The organism is Pseudomonas marginalis (assembly GCF_008692035.1).
Classification (GTDB): domain Bacteria; phylum Pseudomonadota; class Gammaproteobacteria; order Pseudomonadales; family Pseudomonadaceae; genus Aquipseudomonas; species Aquipseudomonas marginalis.
The window spans coordinates 1,873,428-1,892,063 of the sequence record NZ_VTFG01000002.1; the positions used below are offsets into that span (position 1 = coordinate 1,873,428).

The window sequence follows — 18,636 nt, forward strand, 5'->3', positions numbered from 1 at the left end:
CATTGCCAGTCCTGGCAGGCTTTTCCTCCCCGAGGTCTCCGTGAAATCTGCTGTCGCTCCATTCGCCCAAGACGTCCCGCCCACCGCCCTGGATGAGGTGGTGGCGCAGCTCAATGACGCATACATCGAAAAAGGCACGCCGATGTTCATGCGCACGGTGCTGGCGCTGTTCTCCGGCGGCTTCGCCACGTTCGCCCTGCTGTATTGCGTACAGCCGATGATGCCGGCGCTGTCCCACGAGTTCTCGATCAATGCGGCACAAAGCAGCCTGATCCTCTCAGTGGCGACGGCGATGCTGGCGCTGGGTTTGCTGATTACCGGGCCGATTTCCGACACCCTGGGCCGCAAACCGGTGATGGTCGCCGCGTTGTTTTGCGCCGCGCTGGCGACCATCGCCAGCGGCCTGATGCCGTCCTGGGAAGGGATTCTGCTGATGCGTGCGCTGGTGGGCCTGTCCTTGAGCGGACTGGCTGCCGTGGCGATGACGTACCTGAGCGAAGAAATCCACCCCCAGCACATTGGCCTGGCCATGGGCCTGTACATCGGCGGCAACGCCATCGGGGGCATGAGCGGACGCCTGATCATCGGTGTACTGATCGACTTCGTCAGCTGGCACACCGCAATGCTGATCATCGGCGCCCTGGCGCTGATTGCCGCCACGGTGTTCTGGAAGATCCTCCCCGAATCGCGCAACTTCCGCGCCAGCAGCCTCAAGCCGCGCAGCCTGGTGGATGGCTTCGTCATGCATTTCAAGGATGCCGGCCTGCCGTGGCTGTTCCTTGAAGCCTTCCTGCTGATGGGCGCATTCGTGACGATGTTCAACTACATCGGCTATCGCCTGCTGGCCGACCCGTATGGCCTGAGCCAGGCCTTGGTGGGCCTGCTGTCGCTGGTGTACCTCTCGGGCATCTACAGCTCGGCGAAAATCGGCTCCCTGGCCGACCGCCTCGGCCGCCGCCGCGTGCTCTGGGCCACCATCGTGCTGATGCTCGGCGGCATGGCCCTGACCCTGTTCACCCCACTGTGGCTGGTGGTGCCGGGCATGCTGATCTTCACCTTCGGCTTCTTTGGCGCCCACTCGGTGGCCAGCAGTTGGATCGGGCGCCGCGCGGTGAAAGCCAAGGGGCAGGCGTCGTCGCTGTATCTTTTTTGCTATTACGTAGGCTCAAGCATCGCCGGGACAGCGGGCGGCTTCTTCTGGCACTTCGGCGGATGGAACGGCATCGGCGCGTTTATCGTGGCGCTGTTGATGGGTGCGTTGCTGGTGGCGTTGAAGTTGGCGAAGTTGCCGCCGTTGGGGAGCGCAAAAAGCGCGTAACACCTGCACCTCTGGCGGTTCCGGCGGGCCAAGGTACACTGTCGGCATTCGTCAGTCTTGGTAAAGGAAAGCCAGAATGCGCCTGGACCAGCTTCATATTCAGAATTTTCGTTGCTACGAAGATGCCACTTTTGACTTTCAGCCGGGTTTTAACCTGGTGGTGGGGGTTAATGGGAGCGGTAAGACTTCGTTGTTGCAGGCGGTGGCGGCAAGCCTGTATTCGTTTTCATCGTCATTGGGGGGAGCGGCTCTTCAGATCTCAAACCAAGATGCAAGGTTCGAAATCCAAGAGTTCGAGGGTCGCTATAGGTTTGAACGTATATATCCCGTGACACTGGATGCTGTCGGCTCCGCTTTCGGCCGCGCGGCTTGGAATGAATCGTTGGTACGTGAAGGTCAACTCAAGGTCTTTGATATCCCAGTACTCAACAGTTCAATTGATATCCTCAACCCATCATCAAAAAACATTGTTGATCTCCCGCTCATGGCTTTTTATCGAGCTGACCGCCGATGGAATTCGTCTGATATATCTGTTGAATTCGCAGCACGCCAACAACCCTCAAGACTAGACGCCTACAAAGACTGGTTTGATGCCTCTGCAAATCTAGAAACATTTGAAAGCTGGCTTATTGGAAAAACCTTAGAACGCCTTCAGAAAATGTCTCGTTCCACAGCATCACCCAAGTTCAATGACGAGCTCCAACTGATAAATTCAGCGCTGACCCACGCTCTACCTGACGCAAAAGGGATTGAGTACGACCTTGGTATTCGCAGCTTACTGGTGCATTTTGAAAACAATAGAAGCTTAACTTTTAACAGTTTGAGCGATGGACAGCGCGGCATGCTGGCAATGGTTTCTGACATAGCTCGGCGAATGTGCCTACTCAATCCACACTTAAAAAATAAAGTTTTAGAAGAGACAACTGGAATTGTCATAATCGACGAACTGGACATCCACTTGCACCCTGGATGGCAGCGGACAATAGCTTCGACTTTGAAAAAACTATTCCCTAAAATCCAATTCATCGCAGCCAGTCACTCGCCTCAAATTATTGGTAGTCTCAGGCCAGGAGAAGTCATTCTCTTAACTAATGAATCCCCCTCTCATCCCCGCGTTACTTATGGGTTAGACTCCAGCCGAATCCTTGAAGAAGTCATGGGTGTCTCCGAGCGCGAGCCAAAAGTAGAAGTACTTCTAAGCGAACTATTCAGCACCATCGAAGATAACGAACTGGAAAAGGCCAAAACCCAGCTCCAAGCACTTAAAAAACTAGCGCCAGACCTACCCGAATTTGCTGGTGCCCAAGCGCTGATTCGCCGCAAGGAGATACTCAGAAAATGAAACAAGTGTTCAAAGGAACTGAACCTGCTTCTTTTAGTCAGTGGAAAGCTTCAATCAACGACGAATGGGTACCCACATACTCTACGCTGCAGAATCCCGAAAAACGTGAACTGCATGTCAGCTTATTGCTGGAACAAGGTGGCTTTTGTTGTTACTGCGGCAGAGATATTGATGCTGCATCCAGCCACATCGAACACTTCCGTCCCCAGGAGCATTTCGAAGAGCTGGCGCTTGAATACCAAAACCTTCATGCCTCCTGCATCAGGGAAACCAAGCCCGGTTCGCCTTTGCATTGCGGGCACGTCAAAGGCAATTGGTTTGATGAAGCTGAACATATCTCGCCCACCGAGGACGGTTGTGAACTGCGCTTCCGCTATCTATTGACGGGGCAAATCCAAGCGACAGATACCAATGACTCGCCAGCAACAAAAATGATCGAAGTCCTAGCCTTGGATATCGCCTATCTGAACAACCGCCGCCAAGATGCCTTAGAGCGCGTATTCGATCCGGCATTTGTTGCCCAGGCCACTGACGAGGACTTCAAAACCATTACGACTGCATTACGCGCGACAGAACTCGGTAATCAGCAAGCCTTCGATCATGTGGTTGCACGATTTGCAGAACAAATTCTGACACCCTGATCCCCGAGCACAGCACCGGATGTCTTCTCAAAAGACATCCGCGCCATCACCCGCTTGCCCCGGCGCTCATGCATGACTACGGCGCCGATATGCAGGACCAGCATCAGCAGCAACCCCACACACGAGAGCACATGCACACGGGTATACAGGGCGATGCGGGCCGGGTCGTGGTCGAGGGGGGCGATGGAGAGCAGGTTAAAGATATTGATCGGGCGATCCATCATCAGCACGCCGGTCGCCAACACCGCGGCGAGCACCAGGTACATGGCCTTGTGAACCAGCAACGCCAGGTATTCCTGCGGTGTTCGCTTGACGGAAAAGTCCAGGCCGTGGGCAAAGGAACAATAGACCCGCAAGACAAACACCGGAATATAGACAGTGGTCAGCGACACATTGAAGAACGCCACCCACGCCTTGACCGAGGCGGGCACGCTGAATACAGCCACGAAAAAACCCGACAATAACGCCCACACAATAATGACAGCCGAAACCCAATGCAGCAGTTTCTGGCTCGTTGAATACGCTGAAGTGTTCATCCTGAGATCACCTGACAATGAACGCCATGCACTGGCGAGAGGAAGAGTCGGGTAGGATTTTTACCGAGGCAAGTTACCGGAGGCTGTAGGAGAAATCCCAAAGCATCCACATTACCAAGGCAGGACTTAACGAACGCTGAAACGCAGCGAATCCCCCTTCGCCAGGCAAAGGGGGATCCGATTCAGGCGGGAGTATTACGGGTGGTATTGCGCTGACAGCTCGTGCACGGCCTGCAGGAAGGCACCCGCATGGTCCGGGTTCACTTCCGGAGTGATGCCATGGCCGAGGTTGAACACGTGGCCACTGCCTGTACCGTAGCTGGCCAGGATGCGGCCGACTTCGGTGCGGATCGCTTCCGGCTTGGCGTACAGCACGGTCGGGTCCATGTTGCCTTGCAGCGCGACCTTGCCACCGACACGACGACGGGCTTCGCCGATATCGCAGGTCCAATCCAGGCCCAGTGCATCCGCGCCAGCGTCGGCGATGCTTTCAAGCCACAGGCCACCGCCCTTGGTGAACAGGATGACCGGCACTTTACGGCCTTCGTGTTCACGGATCAGGCCGCTGACGATCTTGCGCATGTAGGCCAGGGAGAATTCCTGGTACGCCGCCGCCGACAGGTTGCCACCCCAGGTATCGAAGATCTGCACGGCTTGCGCACCGGCCATGATCTGGCCGTTGAGGTAGGAGGTGACCGACTGGGCCAGCTTGTCCAGCAACAGGTGCATGGCTTGCGGGTTGTCGTAGAGCATGGCCTTGGTCTTGCGGAAGTCTTTCGACGAGCCGCCTTCGACCATGTAGGTGGCCAGGGTCCATGGGCTGCCGGAGAAGCCGATCAGCGGCACGCGGCCGTTCAGCTCGCGGCGGATGGTGCTGACGGCGTCCATCACGTAGCCGAGGTCTTTGTGCGGGTCGGGGATCGGTAGGGCTTCGATATCGGCCAGGGTGCTGATGACTTTCTTGAAACGCGGGCCTTCACCGGTCTCGAAGTACAGGCCTTGGCCCATGGCGTCGGGGATGGTGAGGATGTCGGAGAAGAGGATGGCCGCATCCAGTTGCGGGTAGCGATCCAGTGGCTGCAGCGTGACTTCGCAGGCGAACTCCGGGTTCATGCACAGGCTCATGAAGTCGCCAGCGTGGGCGCGACTGGCGCGGTATTCCGGCAGGTAGCGACCGGCCTGGCGCATCATCCACACAGGGGTGACGTCCACGGGTTGCTTGAGCAGGGCACGAAGGAAACGGTCGTTCTTGAGGGCAGTCATGTCGGCATCCGCAAAAAAAGTGCGGGCATTTTCTCAGAGCGCGACGCAAAAGGCACGGCAAGAGCGGTGCCTTTTGTCTATCGGGTCAATTTGTCGCGGTAGCTAGCTGTGGTGAGGGGGCTTGCCCCCCGTCGGGTTCACCGCAGATCAAAGGGGCTGCTTCGCAGCCCGGCGCGGGACAAGCCCGCTCACCACAGCAAGCCCCTCCCACATTTTGATCTCCTTTCAACCTGGGATCAGGGTCAGACTTGCAGGTAGTCCAGGATCCCTTCGGCGGCATTGCGGCCTTCGAAGATCGCCGTCACCACCAGGTCAGAGCCGCGCACCATGTCGCCACCGGCGAAGATTTTCGGGTTGCTGGTCTGGTGCTTGTACTGGCCTTGTTCCGGGGCGACAACGCGGCCCTGGCTGTCGGTCTGGATCTCGAACTGCTCGAACCACGGCGCCGGGCTTGGACGGAAGCCGAAGGCGATGACCACGGCGTCGGCCGGGATGATCTCTTCGGAGCCCGGGATCGGCTCGGGGCTGCGACGGCCACGGGCGTCCGGTTCGCCGAGACGGGTCTCGACCACCTTCACGCCTTCGACGCGGTCTTCACCGACGATGGCGATCGGCTGACGGTTGTAGAGGAACTTCACACCTTCTTCCTTGGCGTTCTTCACCTCTTTGCGCGAGCCGGGCATGTTGGCTTCGTCACGGCGATACGCACAGGTCACCGACTTGGCGCCCTGGCGGATCGACGTACGGTTGCAGTCCATCGCCGTGTCGCCACCGCCGAGGACCACGACCTTTTTGCCTTTCATGTCGACGAAGTCTTCCGGCGACTTTTCAAAGCCCAGGTTGCGGTTGACGTTGGCGATCAGGAAGTCGAGCGCGTCATACACGCCCGGCAAATCCTCACCGGCAAAACCGCCCTTCATGTAGGTGTAGGTGCCCATGCCCATGAACACCGCATCGTATTCTTCGAGCAGTTGCTCCATGGTCACGTCTTTGCCGATTTCAGTGTTCAGGCGGAACTCGATGCCCATGCCGGTGAAGACTTCGCGGCGATTGCTCAACACGGTCTTTTCCAGCTTGAACTCGGGGATGCCGAAGGTCAGCAGGCCGCCGATTTCCGGGTTCTTGTCGAACACCACCGGGGTCACGCCGCCGCGCACCAGCACGTCGGCACAGCCCAGGCCCGCCGGGCCCGCACCGATGATCGCGACACGCTTGCCGGTCGGCTTGACCTTGGACATGTCCGGACGCCAGCCCATGGCGAACGCGGTATCGGTGATGTACTTCTCCACCGAACCGATGGTCACCGCGCCGAAACCGTCGTTCAGGGTGCAGGCACCCTCGCACAGACGGTCCTGCGGGCACACCCGGCCGCAGACTTCCGGCAGGGTGTTGGTCTGGTGGGACAGCTCGGCGGCGGCGAGGATGTTGCCCTCGGCCACCAGCTTGAGCCAGTTGGGAATGAAGTTGTGCACCGGGCACTTCCATTCGCAATACGGGTTACCGCAACCCAGGCAGCGATGGGCCTGGTCGGCCGAATGCTGGGGTTTGAAGGGTTCGTAGATTTCCACGAACTCTTTCTTGCGTTGACGCAACAGTTTCTTCTTCGGATCTTTGCGCCCGACATCGATGAACTGGAAGTCGTTATTCAGACGTTCAGCCATGTTAAAACCTCATCAAACTCTTCAGGCGCATATCACTGCGGGTTGGCACGGATGCTGGAAAGCAACGATTTCAGGTTGGCAGCCTTGGGCTTGACCAGCCAGAAACGACGCAGGTAATCATCGAGGTTTTCAGCGAGGTTACGACCCCATTCGCTGCCGGTCTCCTCGACGTACTCGTCCAGCACGTGCTGCAAGTGGTTCCGGTAGGATTCCATGGCTTCGCCGCTGATCCGCTGGATCTCGACCAACTCGTGGTTGACCTTGTCGACGAAGGTGTTGTCCTGGTCGAGCACGTAGGCGAAACCGCCGGTCATGCCCGAACCGAAGTTGTAACCGGTCTTGCCCAGTACCGCGACAAAGCCACCGGTCATGTACTCGCAGCAGTGATCGCCCGTGCCTTCCACCACGGTGTGGGCACCGGAGTTACGCACGGCGAAACGCTCACCGGCCGTACCGGCGGCGAACAGCTTGCCACCGGTGGCGCCGTACAGGCAGGTGTTGCCGATGATGGCACTGTCCTGGGTCTTGTAGACGCTGCCTTTGGGCGGAACGATGACCAGCTTGCCGCCGGTCATGCCCTTGCCTACGTAGTCGTTGGCGTCGCCTTCCAGGTACATGTGCAGGCCGCCGGCGTTCCACACGCCGAAGCTCTGGCCCGCAGTGCCCTTGAAGCGGAACGTGATCGGCGCCTTGGCCATGCCCTGGTTGCCGTGCTTGCGCGCAATTTCGCCGGAGATGCGTGCGCCGATGGAACGGTCGCAGTTGCAGATATCCAGGGCGAATTCGCCACCAATGGCGTCGTTGATCGAGGAACCGGCCATCTCGACCATTTTCTCGGCCAGCAGGCCTTTGTCGAACGGCGGGTTGCGATCCACCTGGCAGAATTGTGGCTTGTCTGCAGGGATATGATCGCTGCCCAACAACGGCGTCAGGTCCAGGTGCTGTTGCTTGGCGGTCTGGCCTTCGAGGATGTCCAGCAGGTCGGTGCGACCGATCAGCTCTTCCAGGGAACGCACGCCCAGCTTGGCCAGCCACTCACGGGTTTCTTCGGCGACGTAAGTGAAGAAATTCACCACCATGTCGACGGTGCCGATGTAGTGATCCTTGCGCAGCTTTTCGTTCTGAGTGGCGACGCCGGTGGCGCAGTTGTTCAGGTGGCAGATGCGCAGGTATTTGCAGCCCAGGGCGATCATCGGCGCGGTGCCGAAGCCGAAGCTCTCGGCGCCGAGGATGGCGGCCTTGATCACGTCGAGGCCGGTTTTCAGGCCACCGTCGGTCTGCACCCGCACTTTGCCGCGCAGATCGTTGCCGCGCAGGGTCTGGTGGGTTTCCGCCAGGCCCAGTTCCCACGGTGCGCCGGCGTACTTGATCGAGGTCAGCGGCGATGCGCCGGTGCCGCCGTCGTAGCCGGAGATGGTGATCAGGTCGGCATAGGCCTTGGCCACGCCGGCGGCGATGGTACCGACGCCCGCTTCTGCGACCAGTTTCACCGAGACCAGGGCCTGCGGGTTGACTTGTTTCAGGTCGAAAATCAGCTGCGACAAATCTTCAATCGAGTAGATGTCGTGGTGCGGCGGGGGCGAGATCAGGGTCACGCCCGGTACCGCATAACGCAGCTTGGCGATCAGGCCATTGACCTTGCCGCCCGGCAGCTGGCCGCCCTCACCGGGCTTGGCGCCCTGGGCCACCTTGATCTGCAGCACTTCGGCATTGACCAGGTATTCCGGGGTCACACCGAAACGGCCAGTGGCAACCTGCTTGATTTTCGAGCTCTTGATCGTGCCGTAGCGCGCCGGGTCTTCACCGCCTTCACCGGAGTTGGAACGCGCGCCCAGGCGGTTCATGGCTTCGGCCAGGGCTTCGTGGGCCTCAGGGGACAAGGCACCGAGGGAAATACCGGCAGAGTCGAAGCGCTTGAGGATCGATTCCAGCGGTTCGATTTCGCTGATGGCCAGCGGCGTATCCAGGGTCTTCACCTTGAACAGGTCGCGGATCATCGACACCGGGCGGTTATCCACCAGCGCGGTGTATTCCTTGAACTTGGCGTAGTCGCCCTGCTGCACGGCGGCTTGCAGGGTGCTCACCACGTCCGGGTTGTAGGCGTGGTATTCGCCACCGTGCACGAACTTGAGCAGGCCACCTTGCTGGATCGGCTTGCGCGCGCTCCAGGCTTCGGCGGCCAGGGCTTTCTGTTCGGCTTCGATGTCGACGAACCGCGCACCCTTGATGCGGCTCGGCACGCCACGGAAGCTCAGCTCGCAAACTTCTTCCGACAGGCCGATGGCTTCGAACAGCTGCGCGCCACGGTAGGAGGTGACGGTGGAGATACCCATCTTCGACAGGATCTTCAGCAGGCCCTTGGTGATGCCCTTACGGTAGTTCTTGAACACCTCGTAGAGGTCGCCCAGTACTTCACCGGTACGGATCAGGTCACCCAGCACTTCATAAGCGAGGAACGGGTACACCGCCGAGGCGCCGAAGCCGATCAACACCGCAAAGTGGTGCGGGTCGCGGGCGGTGGCGGTTTCCACGAGGATGTTGGAGTCGCAGCGCAGGCCTTTTTCGGTCAGGCGGTGGTGCACCGCGCCGGTGGCCAGCGAAGCGTGGATCGGCAACTTGCCTGGAGCGATATGACGGTCGGTCAGCACGATCTGGGTACGCCCGGCGCGCACGGCTTCTTCGGCCTGGTCGGCGACGTTGCGCACAGCGGCTTCAAGGCCGAGGCTCTCGTCGTAGTTCAGGTCGATGATCTGGCGGTCGAAACCCGGGCGCTCCAGGGTCATCAGCGAACGCCACTTGGCCGGGGAAACGACCGGCGAGCTGAGGATCACGCGGGAGGCGTGCTCAGGCGACTCCTGGAAGATGTTGCGCTCGGCACCGAGGCAGACTTCCAGGGACATCACGATGGCTTCGCGCAGCGGGTCGATCGGTGGGTTGGTCACCTGGGCGAACTGCTGGCGGAAATAGTCGTACGGCGTGCGCACGCGCTGGGACAGCACGGCCATCGGCGTGTCATCGCCCATGGAGCCGACCGCCTCGTAGCCTTGCTCGCCGAGCGGGCGCAGCACCTGGTCGCGCTCTTCGAACGTGACCTGGTACATCTTCATGTACTGCTTGAGCTGGTCGATGTCGTAGAACGCCGAACCGTGGTCGTTGTCTTCCATGGTCGCCTGGATGCGCAGGGCGTTCTTGCGCAGCCATTGCTTGTACGGGTGACGGGACTTCAAGCGATTGTCGATGGCATCGGTGTCGAGGATCTGGCCAGTTTCGGTGTCCACGGCGAGGATCTGCCCAGGGCCTACACGGCCTTTGGCGATCACGTCTTCCGGCTTGTAGTCCCACACGCCGATTTCCGAGGCCAGGGTGATGAAACCGTTAGTGGTCGTGACCCAGCGGGCCGGGCGCAGACCGTTACGGTCGAGCAGGCACACCGCGTAGCGACCGTCGGTCATGACCACGCCGGCCGGGCCGTCCCACGGTTCCATGTGCATCGAGTTGTACTCGTAGAATGCACGCAGGTCCGGGTCCATGGTCTCGACGTTCTGCCACGCAGGCGGAATGATCATGCGCACGCCACGGAACAGGTCGATGCCGCCGGTGACCATCAGTTCGAGCATGTTGTCCATGCTGGAGGAGTCGGAACCCACACGGTTGACCAGCGGGCCGAGTTCTTCCAGGTCCATCAAATCGTTGGCGAACTTGGTGCGACGGGCCACGGCCCAGTTGCGGTTGCCGGTGATGGTGTTGATCTCGCCGTTGTGGGCGAGGAAGCGGAATGGCTGGGCCAGCGGCCATTTCGGCAGGGTGTTGGTGGAGAAGCGCTGGTGGAACACGCAAATGGCGGTTTGCAGGCGCTCATCGCTCAGGTCTGGATAGAAGGCGGTCAAGTCCGCCGGCATCATCAGGCCTTTATAAATGATGGTCTTGTGGGAAAAACTGCAGATGTAGTGGTCGGCATCGGCGGCGTTGGCCACGGACGAGCGACGACGGGAGGTGAACAGCTTGATCGCCATATCCTGGTCGCTCAGGCCGTCGCCTGCGATGAACACTTGTTCGATCTGCGGCAGGCGCTCCAGGGCCAGGCGGCCGAGCACGCTGGTGTCGATCGGCACTTTGCGCCAGCCCACCAGCTGCAGGCCGGCAGCGACGATCTCGCGGTTCATGTTCTCGCGAGCGGCTTCGGCTTTGGCCGGGTCCTGGTTGAAAAACACCATGCCCACGGCGTACTGCTTGGGCAGGTCGACCGCGAAATGCTCTTTGGCGACCGCGCGCAGGAACTGGTCGGGCTTTTGAATCAGCAAGCCGCAACCGTCACCGGTCTTGCCATCGGCGTTGATCCCACCGCGGTGGGTCATGCAGGTCAGGGCCTCGATGGCCGTTTGCAAAAGGGTATGACTGGGCTCGCCCTGCATATGGGCTATCAGGCCGAAACCGCAGTTATCCTTGAATTCATCGGGTTGGTACAGACCTGCTTTCATAGACACTTTCTCACCAGGCTGCCTCTTATATCGAGGCAAATTTCTTTTCAATTCAACCGGTTACCTTCCACGCCGAACGTACGCCGGCTTAGCGGGGGCAAAAGGGAGGTCATTGTACACACCGACACGAACGCTCACAAATTTAGCGACGAAATGTCGCAAATCTATGTCGCATTTATGAAAGGTTTAAAGCGATATGCTGTGCTAGTCAAAACTTTTTTAATTCTGACCGCTACGACTCAAAAGCTACTGTAACGCAGACACCACAAAGCGCGCGGCCTGGAGGGGCTGCACGCCTTGCGATCTTTTTTGAGGTGCCGGGAGGGCGGCCTGGGTAAGGCCGCCGGATCTTCAGCGAGTTGCTGCCAGTTCTTGTTGAACGCTGGCGACAGTGCGAGGCCAAGGTTTACCAGCCTGAACCTTCGCTGGCAAGGCTTTGATGGCGGAATCAGCTGCGGCACGGCTTGGGAAGCTGCCGTAGGTGATCACGTAGAGAGGCTTGCCGTTGAGCACTTTCTTGAAATAACGGTATTCGCCGCCCTGCTCTTTCACGAACGCCTGGGCGTTCGCTTCGGAGCTGGTGCCGAGGATCTGCACGACGAAGTTGCCGGTGGGCTGGCTGCTGTACCAGCTGCTGCCGGCCTTGGCGACGGTGGCTGCCGGTTTTTCCGCCGGTTTGGCGGCTGGCGCCGGAGCCGGCTTCGCCACTGGCGCCGCAGGCTTGGCAGTGGCCACGGTCGGTGCCGGGGTCGGCTTGGCGGCTGGCGCCACAGGGGTCGCTGGCGTACCCGCGGGAACGCCCGCAGGTGGCGCAGTAGTGGTCACGGTCGGCGGTGTGGCGCTGGAGCCTTCCACCGGCACACCGTCGTCGCCTTCGGAGATACCACCGGCTTCTTCGGCGAGCGGGCCACGCATCACCGGCTGGCCCACCATCGGCAGGTTGGTCGGCTGACCGGAATTGGCGAACTCGACATTCGGCGTGGGCTTGCCCAGTGGCAACTGCGCCTGTTCGGTTGGCGCACCGGCGGTGGTCGGTGCCTTGCTGCGACCCGGAATCAACCAGGCGGCGGCAACCGCAACCACGACAACGGCGGAAATTGCCAATACGTGCTTCTTAGGCATAGTGAACCCCATCTTTGGACGCTTGACCGCAGAGCGGCTGGCAATCATGGCTTCGATCATGGCATCGCGGGCGACCTGGTTGATGGTGCCAGGCCAGCCGTCGGAGCTTTCGTGAATATCAGAGATCTGCGCAGCGGAGAAAAGTTCGATGCCCTGCCCTGCGCCTTCGAGGCGTTGAGCCAGGTATTCCCGGGTTTCGTCCTCTTCGTACGGCTGCAGTTCGATAACGTGGAACAGCTCCTGATCACCGCTGATCTGCTCCAGATCGGCGATCAACGACGATTCACCGAACAGGAACACATGGGGGCGACCTTCCGGCGTGCCCGCCGCCAGCGCCAGCAGCGCTTCCAGGGCGGATTCGTCGAGCTGCTCGGCGTCATCCACCAGCAGGTAGACTTCCTGGCCGGTCAGACCCAGTTGCACCACCTGCTTGAGGATCGCATTCGGCTCGGCAGTGGCGACGTCCAGCGCCTGGGCTACCTGACGCAGCACGCCCGCCGCATCACCGGCACCACGGGCCGACACCACCACGCTCTGTACGGACTGTTTGTTGGTGCTGGCCACCAGGGCCTGGCGCAGCAAGGTCTTGCCGCTGCCCAACGGGCCCGTGACGACCAGCAGCAGTTGGCTGTAGCGCGCGAGATGGTGCAGTTGCCCCAGCACCGGCTTGCGCTGGGCCGGGAAAAATTTGAAACCAGGCACCCGTGGAGCAAAAGGGTCGTGGCTTAACTGGTAATGGCCGAGGAACGCCTCGTCGGCATGCAAACTAGTCATCGGGATCTTATTAACCTTTCAGCTGAGCCAGGGCGCGGTAATCCGCTCCCAGCGTGGCCTGTAAAATCTCTTTCGGATAATCGTCGGTCACCACCGCTTCGCCCATATGGCGCAACAGCACCAGTCGCAGGCGACCGTCGATCACTTTCTTGTCTATTGCCATATGTTCGAGGAAGTCCGCCTCGGTCATCTCTTCCGGCGGGATAACCGGCAAACCGGCACGCTGGAACAGGCGAATACCGCGATCACGCTCCTGGGCGCTGATCCAGCCCAGACGTTGCGACATCTCCAATGCCATCACTGTGCCAGCCGCTACGGCCTCTCCATGCAACCACACACCATAGCCCATGTGGGTTTCGATCGCATGGCCGAAGGTGTGGCCCAGGTTCAAGGTGGCCCGTACACCGGACTCCCGTTCGTCGGCGTTCACCACCAACGCCTTGGCGGCGCAGGAGCGGGAAATCGCCTCGGTGAGCGCCACCTGGTCGAGTGCGCGCAGGGCGTCCACATGTTCTTCCAGCCAGGCCAGGAAGGGTTCGTCGCAGATCAACCCGTACTTGATGACTTCCGCCAGGCCCGCCGACAGTTCCCGCGGTGGCAAGGTGTTGAGGGTCGCGGTGTCGATCAGCACGGCCTGGGGCTGGTAGAACGCGCCGACCATGTTTTTGCCCAGGGGGTGATTGATGCCGGTCTTGCCGCCCACCGACGAATCGACCTGGGACAACAGGGTGGTCGGCACCTGGATAAAGTCCACGCCGCGCTGGTAGCAGGCCGCTGCAAAGCCGGCCATGTCGCCGATCACACCGCCGCCCAGGGCAATCACGGTGGTTCGGCGGTCATGGCGCGCGGTCAGCAGGCCGTCAAAGATCAGTTGCAGGGTTTCCCAGTTCTTGTGGGCTTCGCCATCGGGCAGAATCACGGAGATCACTGAGTACGCCGCCAGGCTGCGGCTCAGACGCTCAAGATACAGCGGCGCGACCGTCTCGTTGGAGATGATTGCCACTTGCCGCCCGGCAATGTGCGGGGCCAGCAATTCGGGCTGGTCCAGCAGACCTTCGCCAATATGGATCGGGTAGCTGCGCTCGCCTAGATCGACCTTAAGTGTCTGCATGTGTCCCCGCGTTGAAGATGTATTGACGACCGGTAACGTCGAGATCAGACGTTGCCTGATGGCTCTACGCCACACCCCGCAGGGTGATAGCGCGCCGCCGAGAATAGCGCATTTCGGGCCTGGCTTTAACGGGGTGGCAGCCGTTGCAGGCGCTCGAGAATGTCGAGAACCACCATCCGAGGCGGCCGCTCATCGGTTTCCACCACCAGATCGGCGATTTCCCGATACAGCGGATCGCGCAGCGCGAGCAGGTCGCGCAAGGTTTTTTCCGGGTTCGCCGTGCGCAGCAAAGGACGATTGCGATCACGAGCGGTACGCCCCACCTGCTGCTCGACCGACGCATGCAGATAGACCACCCGACCACCGGCATGCAGCGCCCGCCGATTTTCATCGCGCATCACCGCGCCGCCGCCGGTGGCCAATACCACGCCATCGCAGCCGCACAGCTCGGCAATCATCGCCTGCTCGCGGTCGCGAAAGCCCAGCTCGCCTTCCTTATCGAAGATCCATGGGATATTGGCACCCGTGCGCAATTCAATTTCCTTGTCGGAATCTTTGAATGGCAGGCGCAGCTCTTTGGCCAGCAATCGGCCGATGGTGCTTTTTCCAGCCCCCATCGGTCCTACAAGAATCAAATTTCGCACAGAATCAACGACTCACAGCAATCGCCTGGTTATTCATAATACGCGGAGTCAGGAATACCAGCAGCTCGGATTTTTTCTCCGCCAGCACATCGCGCCGGAAAAGGCGGCCAAGATACGGCACATCGCCCAAAAATGGCACTTTATCTACCACTTTGCTTTGGGTATTGGAGAAAACCCCGCCGATGACGATGGTCTCGCCATCCTTGACCAGCACCTTGGCATTCACCTCGTTTTTCTTGATCGGCGGTACGTCATTGAGTTTGTTGAGATAGTCGGGCTCGTCCTTGGTGACCTTGACCACCATGATCACATGGTCATCGGGGGTGATCTGCGGCGTGACCTCCAACGACAGGGACGCCTCCTTGAACGACACCGAGGTAGCACCCTGGGAGGTGGATTCCTGATAGGGAATTTCGGTGCCCTTCAGAATGCGCGCGGTTTCCTTGTCGGAAGTGACCACCTTGGGCTGCGAGACGATTTCGCCATTGCCGGTTTTCTCCATGGCGGTCAGTTCCAGGTCCAGCAGGAGGTTATCGGTGATAAAGGCGATGCCCAGTCCCGATGTACCCGTGAGTGAACCCAGGTCGACAAATGGCGAGCCGGGCACGTTTTCCGGCGCCTGGGCACCGTCCGGCAAAGGCTTCTGGATCCCCCCGGCAGCCCAATTCCCGCGAGTGAGCCGCCCACCCCAGCGCGCGCCCAGGCTTTTGTCGTAGTCGACATTGGCCTCGACAATCCGCGCTTCGATCATCACCTGGCGCACCGGCACATCCAGTTGCGCCACGATCCGCCGCAACTCTTCCAGGCGCTCGCCGGTCTGGAAGGCAATGATGTTATTGGTGCGGTCATCCACTGCGACTGAACCACGCTCATCGGTCGTGCCTTCAAAGCCGCTCACCGACTGAAACAGCTTGGCCAGGTCTGCCGCCTTGGCATGGTTGACTTGCAGTAGCTCACGGCGCAGCGGCGCCAGGTCGGCCATCTGCTTGCGCGACTCCAGCGCCAGCAGTTCCCGTGCAGCCAACTCCTCGGCCGGCGCCACCAGCAGGACACCAGCCTTTATCCGTTTATCCAAGCCTTTGGTTTGCAGCACCAGGTCCAGCGCCTGATCCCAGGGCACGCCTTTGAGCCGCAGGGTGATAGAGCCCTGTACGTCATCGCCGACCACCAGATTGAGGCCCGCCACGTCGGCAATTTGCTGCAAGGCAGCACGTAGTCCGATGTCCTGGAAGTTGAGGTTCAACTTTTCACCGCTATAGACACCCGAATCCGCGCTGCCGGGAGGCGGTAGCTGGATCAGGTCCACACGATTGGGCACAGCAGCAGCCATCGGTGCCGTGAACGCTATCCATAGCGCCACACCGAAGGACGAGAAAGTCCTTTTCATTGTTTGATTCCGTTATGAGTTGACGTTTAGCACGAGGGTTCGCGGACGCTCCAGCCATCCCCCCTGTTCATCGGGAAACAACTCGACCAGTTCGATATGGCCGTCATGAATCGCTGTAACTCGACCATGGTCCGGCCCCAGATAGTCGCCGACTGCCAGGCGATGCACGGTCGAGGCCTGGCGCAGCAAGGCGAAGGTCTGCGCCCCACGGGACAACGTGCCGACCATCTCGAACTGATCCATTGGGTGGCCTTCCAAGGCTTCCCGCGGGCGAGCGAGGTCCGGCGCAGCGGCCGTCCGCCCTGGCGCGCGGTCGACTTGCAGGGCAATGGGCTGGAACGGATCGCGAATACCAGAAGCACCGTATACAAACGGTTGCCCTTGCATGACAGCCGCGTCCCGCTTGATGCCTCGTCGCTCATGCCAGTACGTCTTGGTCAGCAGATCAAGGCGCAGCAGCTTGCCATCCCGCCTTATGGCAATGTCGTGCGCCGTGGCGATTCGCGAAAGGCCGCCCAGGGCACTCACAAAGGTCGCCAGGTCGTGATAGGTACCGGTGGCGCCGATGCGAACGGGCTGTTCGTGATAGAACGGCCTAGACAGCTTATCCAGCGGAGTGACGCTCTCAATCACCAAACCGTTGGCCAGCGCCATCCTGGCGATGTCCTCAAGAAAGCCGGGCATTTCGGACTCTTCGGGCATTTGCTGCAAAAGCCCGCTGACCTTTTCCTGCATAAGCTGGACCTGGCGAGCCCGCTCTTCAAGGTCCGCAGCCAGGACGGCTTTTTCCGCAAGTTGCTGCTGCAAGCTCACTTCCTGCACCTCGACCTCGCGCAAGCGCTCCCGCGACGGGCTGAGGTACACAAGGTCGCCCAACAGCATCACCACGCCGGCCAGCGCACAGCCCAGCAAGATCCTGCCAGGTAAGGGCCATTTGGCAGCATTGTGAGTCAGCGCGGAAAATTCGAGCCAGGACCGGCTCATGGCTGGGCCTCGGAAGATTCTCCCTGGCGCACCATCAACTGGAATTCATTGTTGCCGCGAGTGCCTTCGGTTCGTACATGCTGCAGGCGAGTGGCGTGGGCGCCTTCGGATGCCTCCAGGCGACGCATCAGTTGGGCAATATCCTGGCTGGATTCAGCACTGCCGCTGATACTCACCGTATCGCCCTTCGCCACGACCTCATGCAAATGCACACCGTCGGGCACCGCACGGGCCAACTGATCCAGCAGCTGTGCACCGGCGGAGCGATTATCGTGCAGGTCCTGCACGACTTTCATGCGCTCCGCCAGTTGCTGGCTTTGCACCTGGAGGTCGTCAATGGTCTGGATACGCGAGTCCAGGACGCCGACGTCCTTGCGCACATGATCGTTTCGCGTCACCTGCCGGTCGATCGCCTGGTCGATCACCTGGTCCGCCAGCCACACCGTCGCGAGCGCGACACAGGCAAACGCCACCAGCAGTATCAGGAAATATTTACGCCTGCGCTCCGCCAGCGCCTGGCGCCAAGGCAAAAGATTGATTCGTGTCATCCAGCGAAACTCCTCAGGGCCAACCCGCAAGCGACTCCCATCCCAGGGGCATCCACGATCCACTGGGCACCATCGACTCGATGACCCGGCGTGAAGCTGGCGAAATCCTGACGGCAAGCGCGCGCCAATGCAAACCCTTCGACATCCACCACCCTGGGCACCAGCCCCGCCAGGGCCAACACGGCTTCACGGACCTCGACGTGCTCCTTCAGACACGCGGCCAGCAACACCTCGACCCGCGCGGGATCCTGCGTCGACGGCCCCTGGACCTGAAAGTCCAGCGCCACCTCGTCCAGCGGGTAGGGAATGTATTGCTCTGCCTCCACCTGGATCCTCCGGGCCATTTCGTCGTCGCCAAGCCCCGCCTGCATTTCAATGACCCGTGTAATGACCGAAGGACCGGAAACGGCGACCGCCGCCTGCCTGGCCGACGTGCGCAGCCGGGACAGCGCCGTGTACAGCGCATGGCCTATGCCTTCCAGGTCCAGCCAGACGCCGTCGACCACCGCCTGGGCCGGCAGCGCCTGTGTGGCGTAGCCCTGCACGGTGTAACGGTTGGCTGAACAGTTCAGCTCTACCAGCCTGATCCCTGCCTCATTGATGTCGACGCCAAGGACGGTGTCGACTTTGCGCCTGAAAAATCCCTTTCCCATAAAACTCCCCAAAGCTTTGCCTGTCTTAACGCCTGATTGCCGCCGGAAGCCCTGCATTCGGTCGACTTGTTGAGCCGGCGCGAATGACGCCCCAAGGCGAAAAATGCTTTAATGCCCAGCGTTTTTCCCCGCTTTTTATCTGCAGCTCGGGTCGATCCATCGTTTGCCATGCAT

General features: G+C 60.3%; 13 protein-coding genes and 1 pseudogene. 3 read left to right on the forward strand and 11 right to left on the reverse strand.

The features are described from left to right. Positions 1 to 88: 88 nt before the first annotated feature. The 3 genes from FX984_RS28845 (at position 89) to FX984_RS28855 (ending at position 3,301) form a co-directional block, all read left to right on the forward strand. Positions 89 to 1,318 carry an MFS transporter gene (locus tag FX984_RS28845; protein ID WP_371914546.1) on the forward strand — a complete coding sequence of 410 codons (1,230 nt, stop codon included), beginning with the start codon at positions 89 to 91 and terminating at the stop codon, positions 1,316 to 1,318. Positions 1,319 to 1,394: 76 nt separating this feature from the next. Then, positions 1,395 to 2,660 (forward strand): AAA family ATPase, encoded by a 1,266-nt coding sequence (locus tag FX984_RS28850; protein WP_146476831.1) that lies wholly within the window; start codon positions 1,395 to 1,397, stop codon positions 2,658 to 2,660. Beyond that, the gene (locus FX984_RS28855) at positions 2,657 to 3,301 is read left to right on the forward strand and encodes a retron system putative HNH endonuclease (RefSeq protein WP_081744406.1); all 645 of its coding nucleotides are present in this window, start codon (positions 2,657 to 2,659) and stop codon (positions 3,299 to 3,301) included. Before FX984_RS28850 ends, FX984_RS28855 begins: the two co-directional genes overlap by 4 nt. On the opposite strand, the gene FX984_RS28860 is transcribed toward FX984_RS28855, so the two are convergent. The 11 genes and pseudogenes from FX984_RS28860 to pilM form a co-directional block, all read right to left on the reverse strand. Then, positions 3,259 to 3,837, reverse strand: a complete 579-nt coding sequence (locus FX984_RS28860) for a cytochrome b/b6 domain-containing protein (RefSeq protein ID WP_146476830.1) — start codon at positions 3,835 to 3,837, stop codon at positions 3,259 to 3,261. The genes FX984_RS28855 and FX984_RS28860 overlap by 43 nt on opposite strands. 195 nt (positions 3,838 to 4,032) lie before the next feature. Continuing rightward, positions 4,033 to 5,100 (reverse strand): uroporphyrinogen decarboxylase, encoded by a 1,068-nt coding sequence (gene hemE / locus FX984_RS28865; RefSeq protein WP_027604999.1) that lies wholly within the window; start codon positions 5,098 to 5,100, stop codon positions 4,033 to 4,035. 242 nt (positions 5,101 to 5,342) lie between these two features. Then, a complete protein-coding gene (locus FX984_RS28870; RefSeq protein ID WP_053140574.1) occupies positions 5,343 to 6,761 on the reverse strand; it encodes an FAD-dependent oxidoreductase in 1,419 nt (472 codons plus the stop codon). A gap of 32 nt (positions 6,762 to 6,793) precedes the next feature. After that, positions 6,794 to 11,239, reverse strand: a complete 4,446-nt coding sequence (gltB, locus tag FX984_RS28875; RefSeq protein ID WP_027605001.1) for a glutamate synthase large subunit — start codon at positions 11,237 to 11,239, stop codon at positions 6,794 to 6,796. 351 nt (positions 11,240 to 11,590) lie between these two features. After that, positions 11,591 to 13,135 carry an SPOR domain-containing protein gene (locus tag FX984_RS28885; protein WP_027605003.1) on the reverse strand — a complete coding sequence of 515 codons (1,545 nt, stop codon included), beginning with the start codon at positions 13,133 to 13,135 and terminating at the stop codon, positions 11,591 to 11,593. Positions 13,136 to 13,145: 10 nt separating this feature from the next. Beyond that, on the reverse strand, positions 13,146 to 14,246 hold the full coding sequence (gene aroB / locus FX984_RS28890) for a 3-dehydroquinate synthase (protein ID WP_027605004.1): 1,101 nt from the start codon (positions 14,244 to 14,246) through the stop codon (positions 13,146 to 13,148). Positions 14,247 to 14,371: 125 nt separating this feature from the next. Beyond that, positions 14,372 to 14,890 (reverse strand): shikimate kinase AroK, encoded by a 519-nt coding sequence (gene aroK, locus FX984_RS28895; RefSeq protein ID WP_003171222.1) that lies wholly within the window; start codon positions 14,888 to 14,890, stop codon positions 14,372 to 14,374. Between the two features lie 4 nt (positions 14,891 to 14,894). Continuing rightward, positions 14,895 to 16,160: pseudogene (locus tag FX984_RS28900) on the reverse strand (type IV pilus secretin PilQ); the annotation flags it as partial. 129 nt (positions 16,161 to 16,289) lie between these two features. After that, a complete protein-coding gene (locus FX984_RS28905) occupies positions 16,290 to 17,261 on the reverse strand; it encodes a pilus assembly protein PilP (RefSeq protein WP_092358753.1) in 972 nt (323 codons plus the stop codon). Continuing rightward, positions 17,258 to 17,809, reverse strand: coding sequence for a PilN domain-containing protein (locus FX984_RS28910; protein ID WP_065940788.1), 552 nt, complete (start codon positions 17,807 to 17,809; stop codon positions 17,258 to 17,260). The genes FX984_RS28905 and FX984_RS28910 overlap by 4 nt, the downstream gene beginning before the upstream one ends. After that, positions 17,806 to 18,462, reverse strand: coding sequence for a type IV pilus biogenesis protein PilM (gene pilM / locus FX984_RS28915; RefSeq protein ID WP_027605008.1), 657 nt, complete (start codon positions 18,460 to 18,462; stop codon positions 17,806 to 17,808). Before pilM ends, FX984_RS28910 begins: the two co-directional genes overlap by 4 nt. Positions 18,463 to 18,636: the final 174 nt, after the last annotated feature.

Excerpts from the sequence above, each read along its gene's own strand:
- pilM (WP_027605008.1), bottom strand. The coding sequence starts at position 18,462 with ATGGGAAAGGGATTTTTCAGGCGCAAAGTCGACACCGTCCTTGGCGTC.
- aroB (WP_027605004.1), bottom strand. The coding sequence starts at position 14,246 with ATGCAGACACTTAAGGTCGATCTAGGCGAGCGCAGCTACCCGATCCAT.
- FX984_RS28885 (WP_027605003.1), bottom strand. The coding sequence starts at position 13,135 with ATGACTAGTTTGCATGCCGACGAGGCGTTCCTCGGCCATTACCAGTTA.
- FX984_RS28910 (WP_065940788.1), bottom strand. The coding sequence starts at position 17,809 with ATGACACGAATCAATCTTTTGCCTTGGCGCCAGGCGCTGGCGGAGCGC.
- FX984_RS28855 (WP_081744406.1), top strand. The coding sequence starts at position 2,657 with ATGAAACAAGTGTTCAAAGGAACTGAACCTGCTTCTTTTAGTCAGTGG.
- FX984_RS28905 (WP_092358753.1), bottom strand. The coding sequence starts at position 17,261 with ATGAGCCGGTCCTGGCTCGAATTTTCCGCGCTGACTCACAATGCTGCC.
- FX984_RS28870 (WP_053140574.1), bottom strand. The coding sequence starts at position 6,761 with ATGGCTGAACGTCTGAATAACGACTTCCAGTTCATCGATGTCGGGCGC.
- FX984_RS28860 (WP_146476830.1), bottom strand. The coding sequence starts at position 3,837 with ATGAACACTTCAGCGTATTCAACGAGCCAGAAACTGCTGCATTGGGTT.
- FX984_RS28850 (WP_146476831.1), top strand. The coding sequence starts at position 1,395 with ATGCGCCTGGACCAGCTTCATATTCAGAATTTTCGTTGCTACGAAGAT.
- gltB (WP_027605001.1), bottom strand. The coding sequence starts at position 11,239 with ATGAAAGCAGGTCTGTACCAACCCGATGAATTCAAGGATAACTGCGGT.
- hemE (WP_027604999.1), bottom strand. The coding sequence starts at position 5,100 with ATGACTGCCCTCAAGAACGACCGTTTCCTTCGTGCCCTGCTCAAGCAA.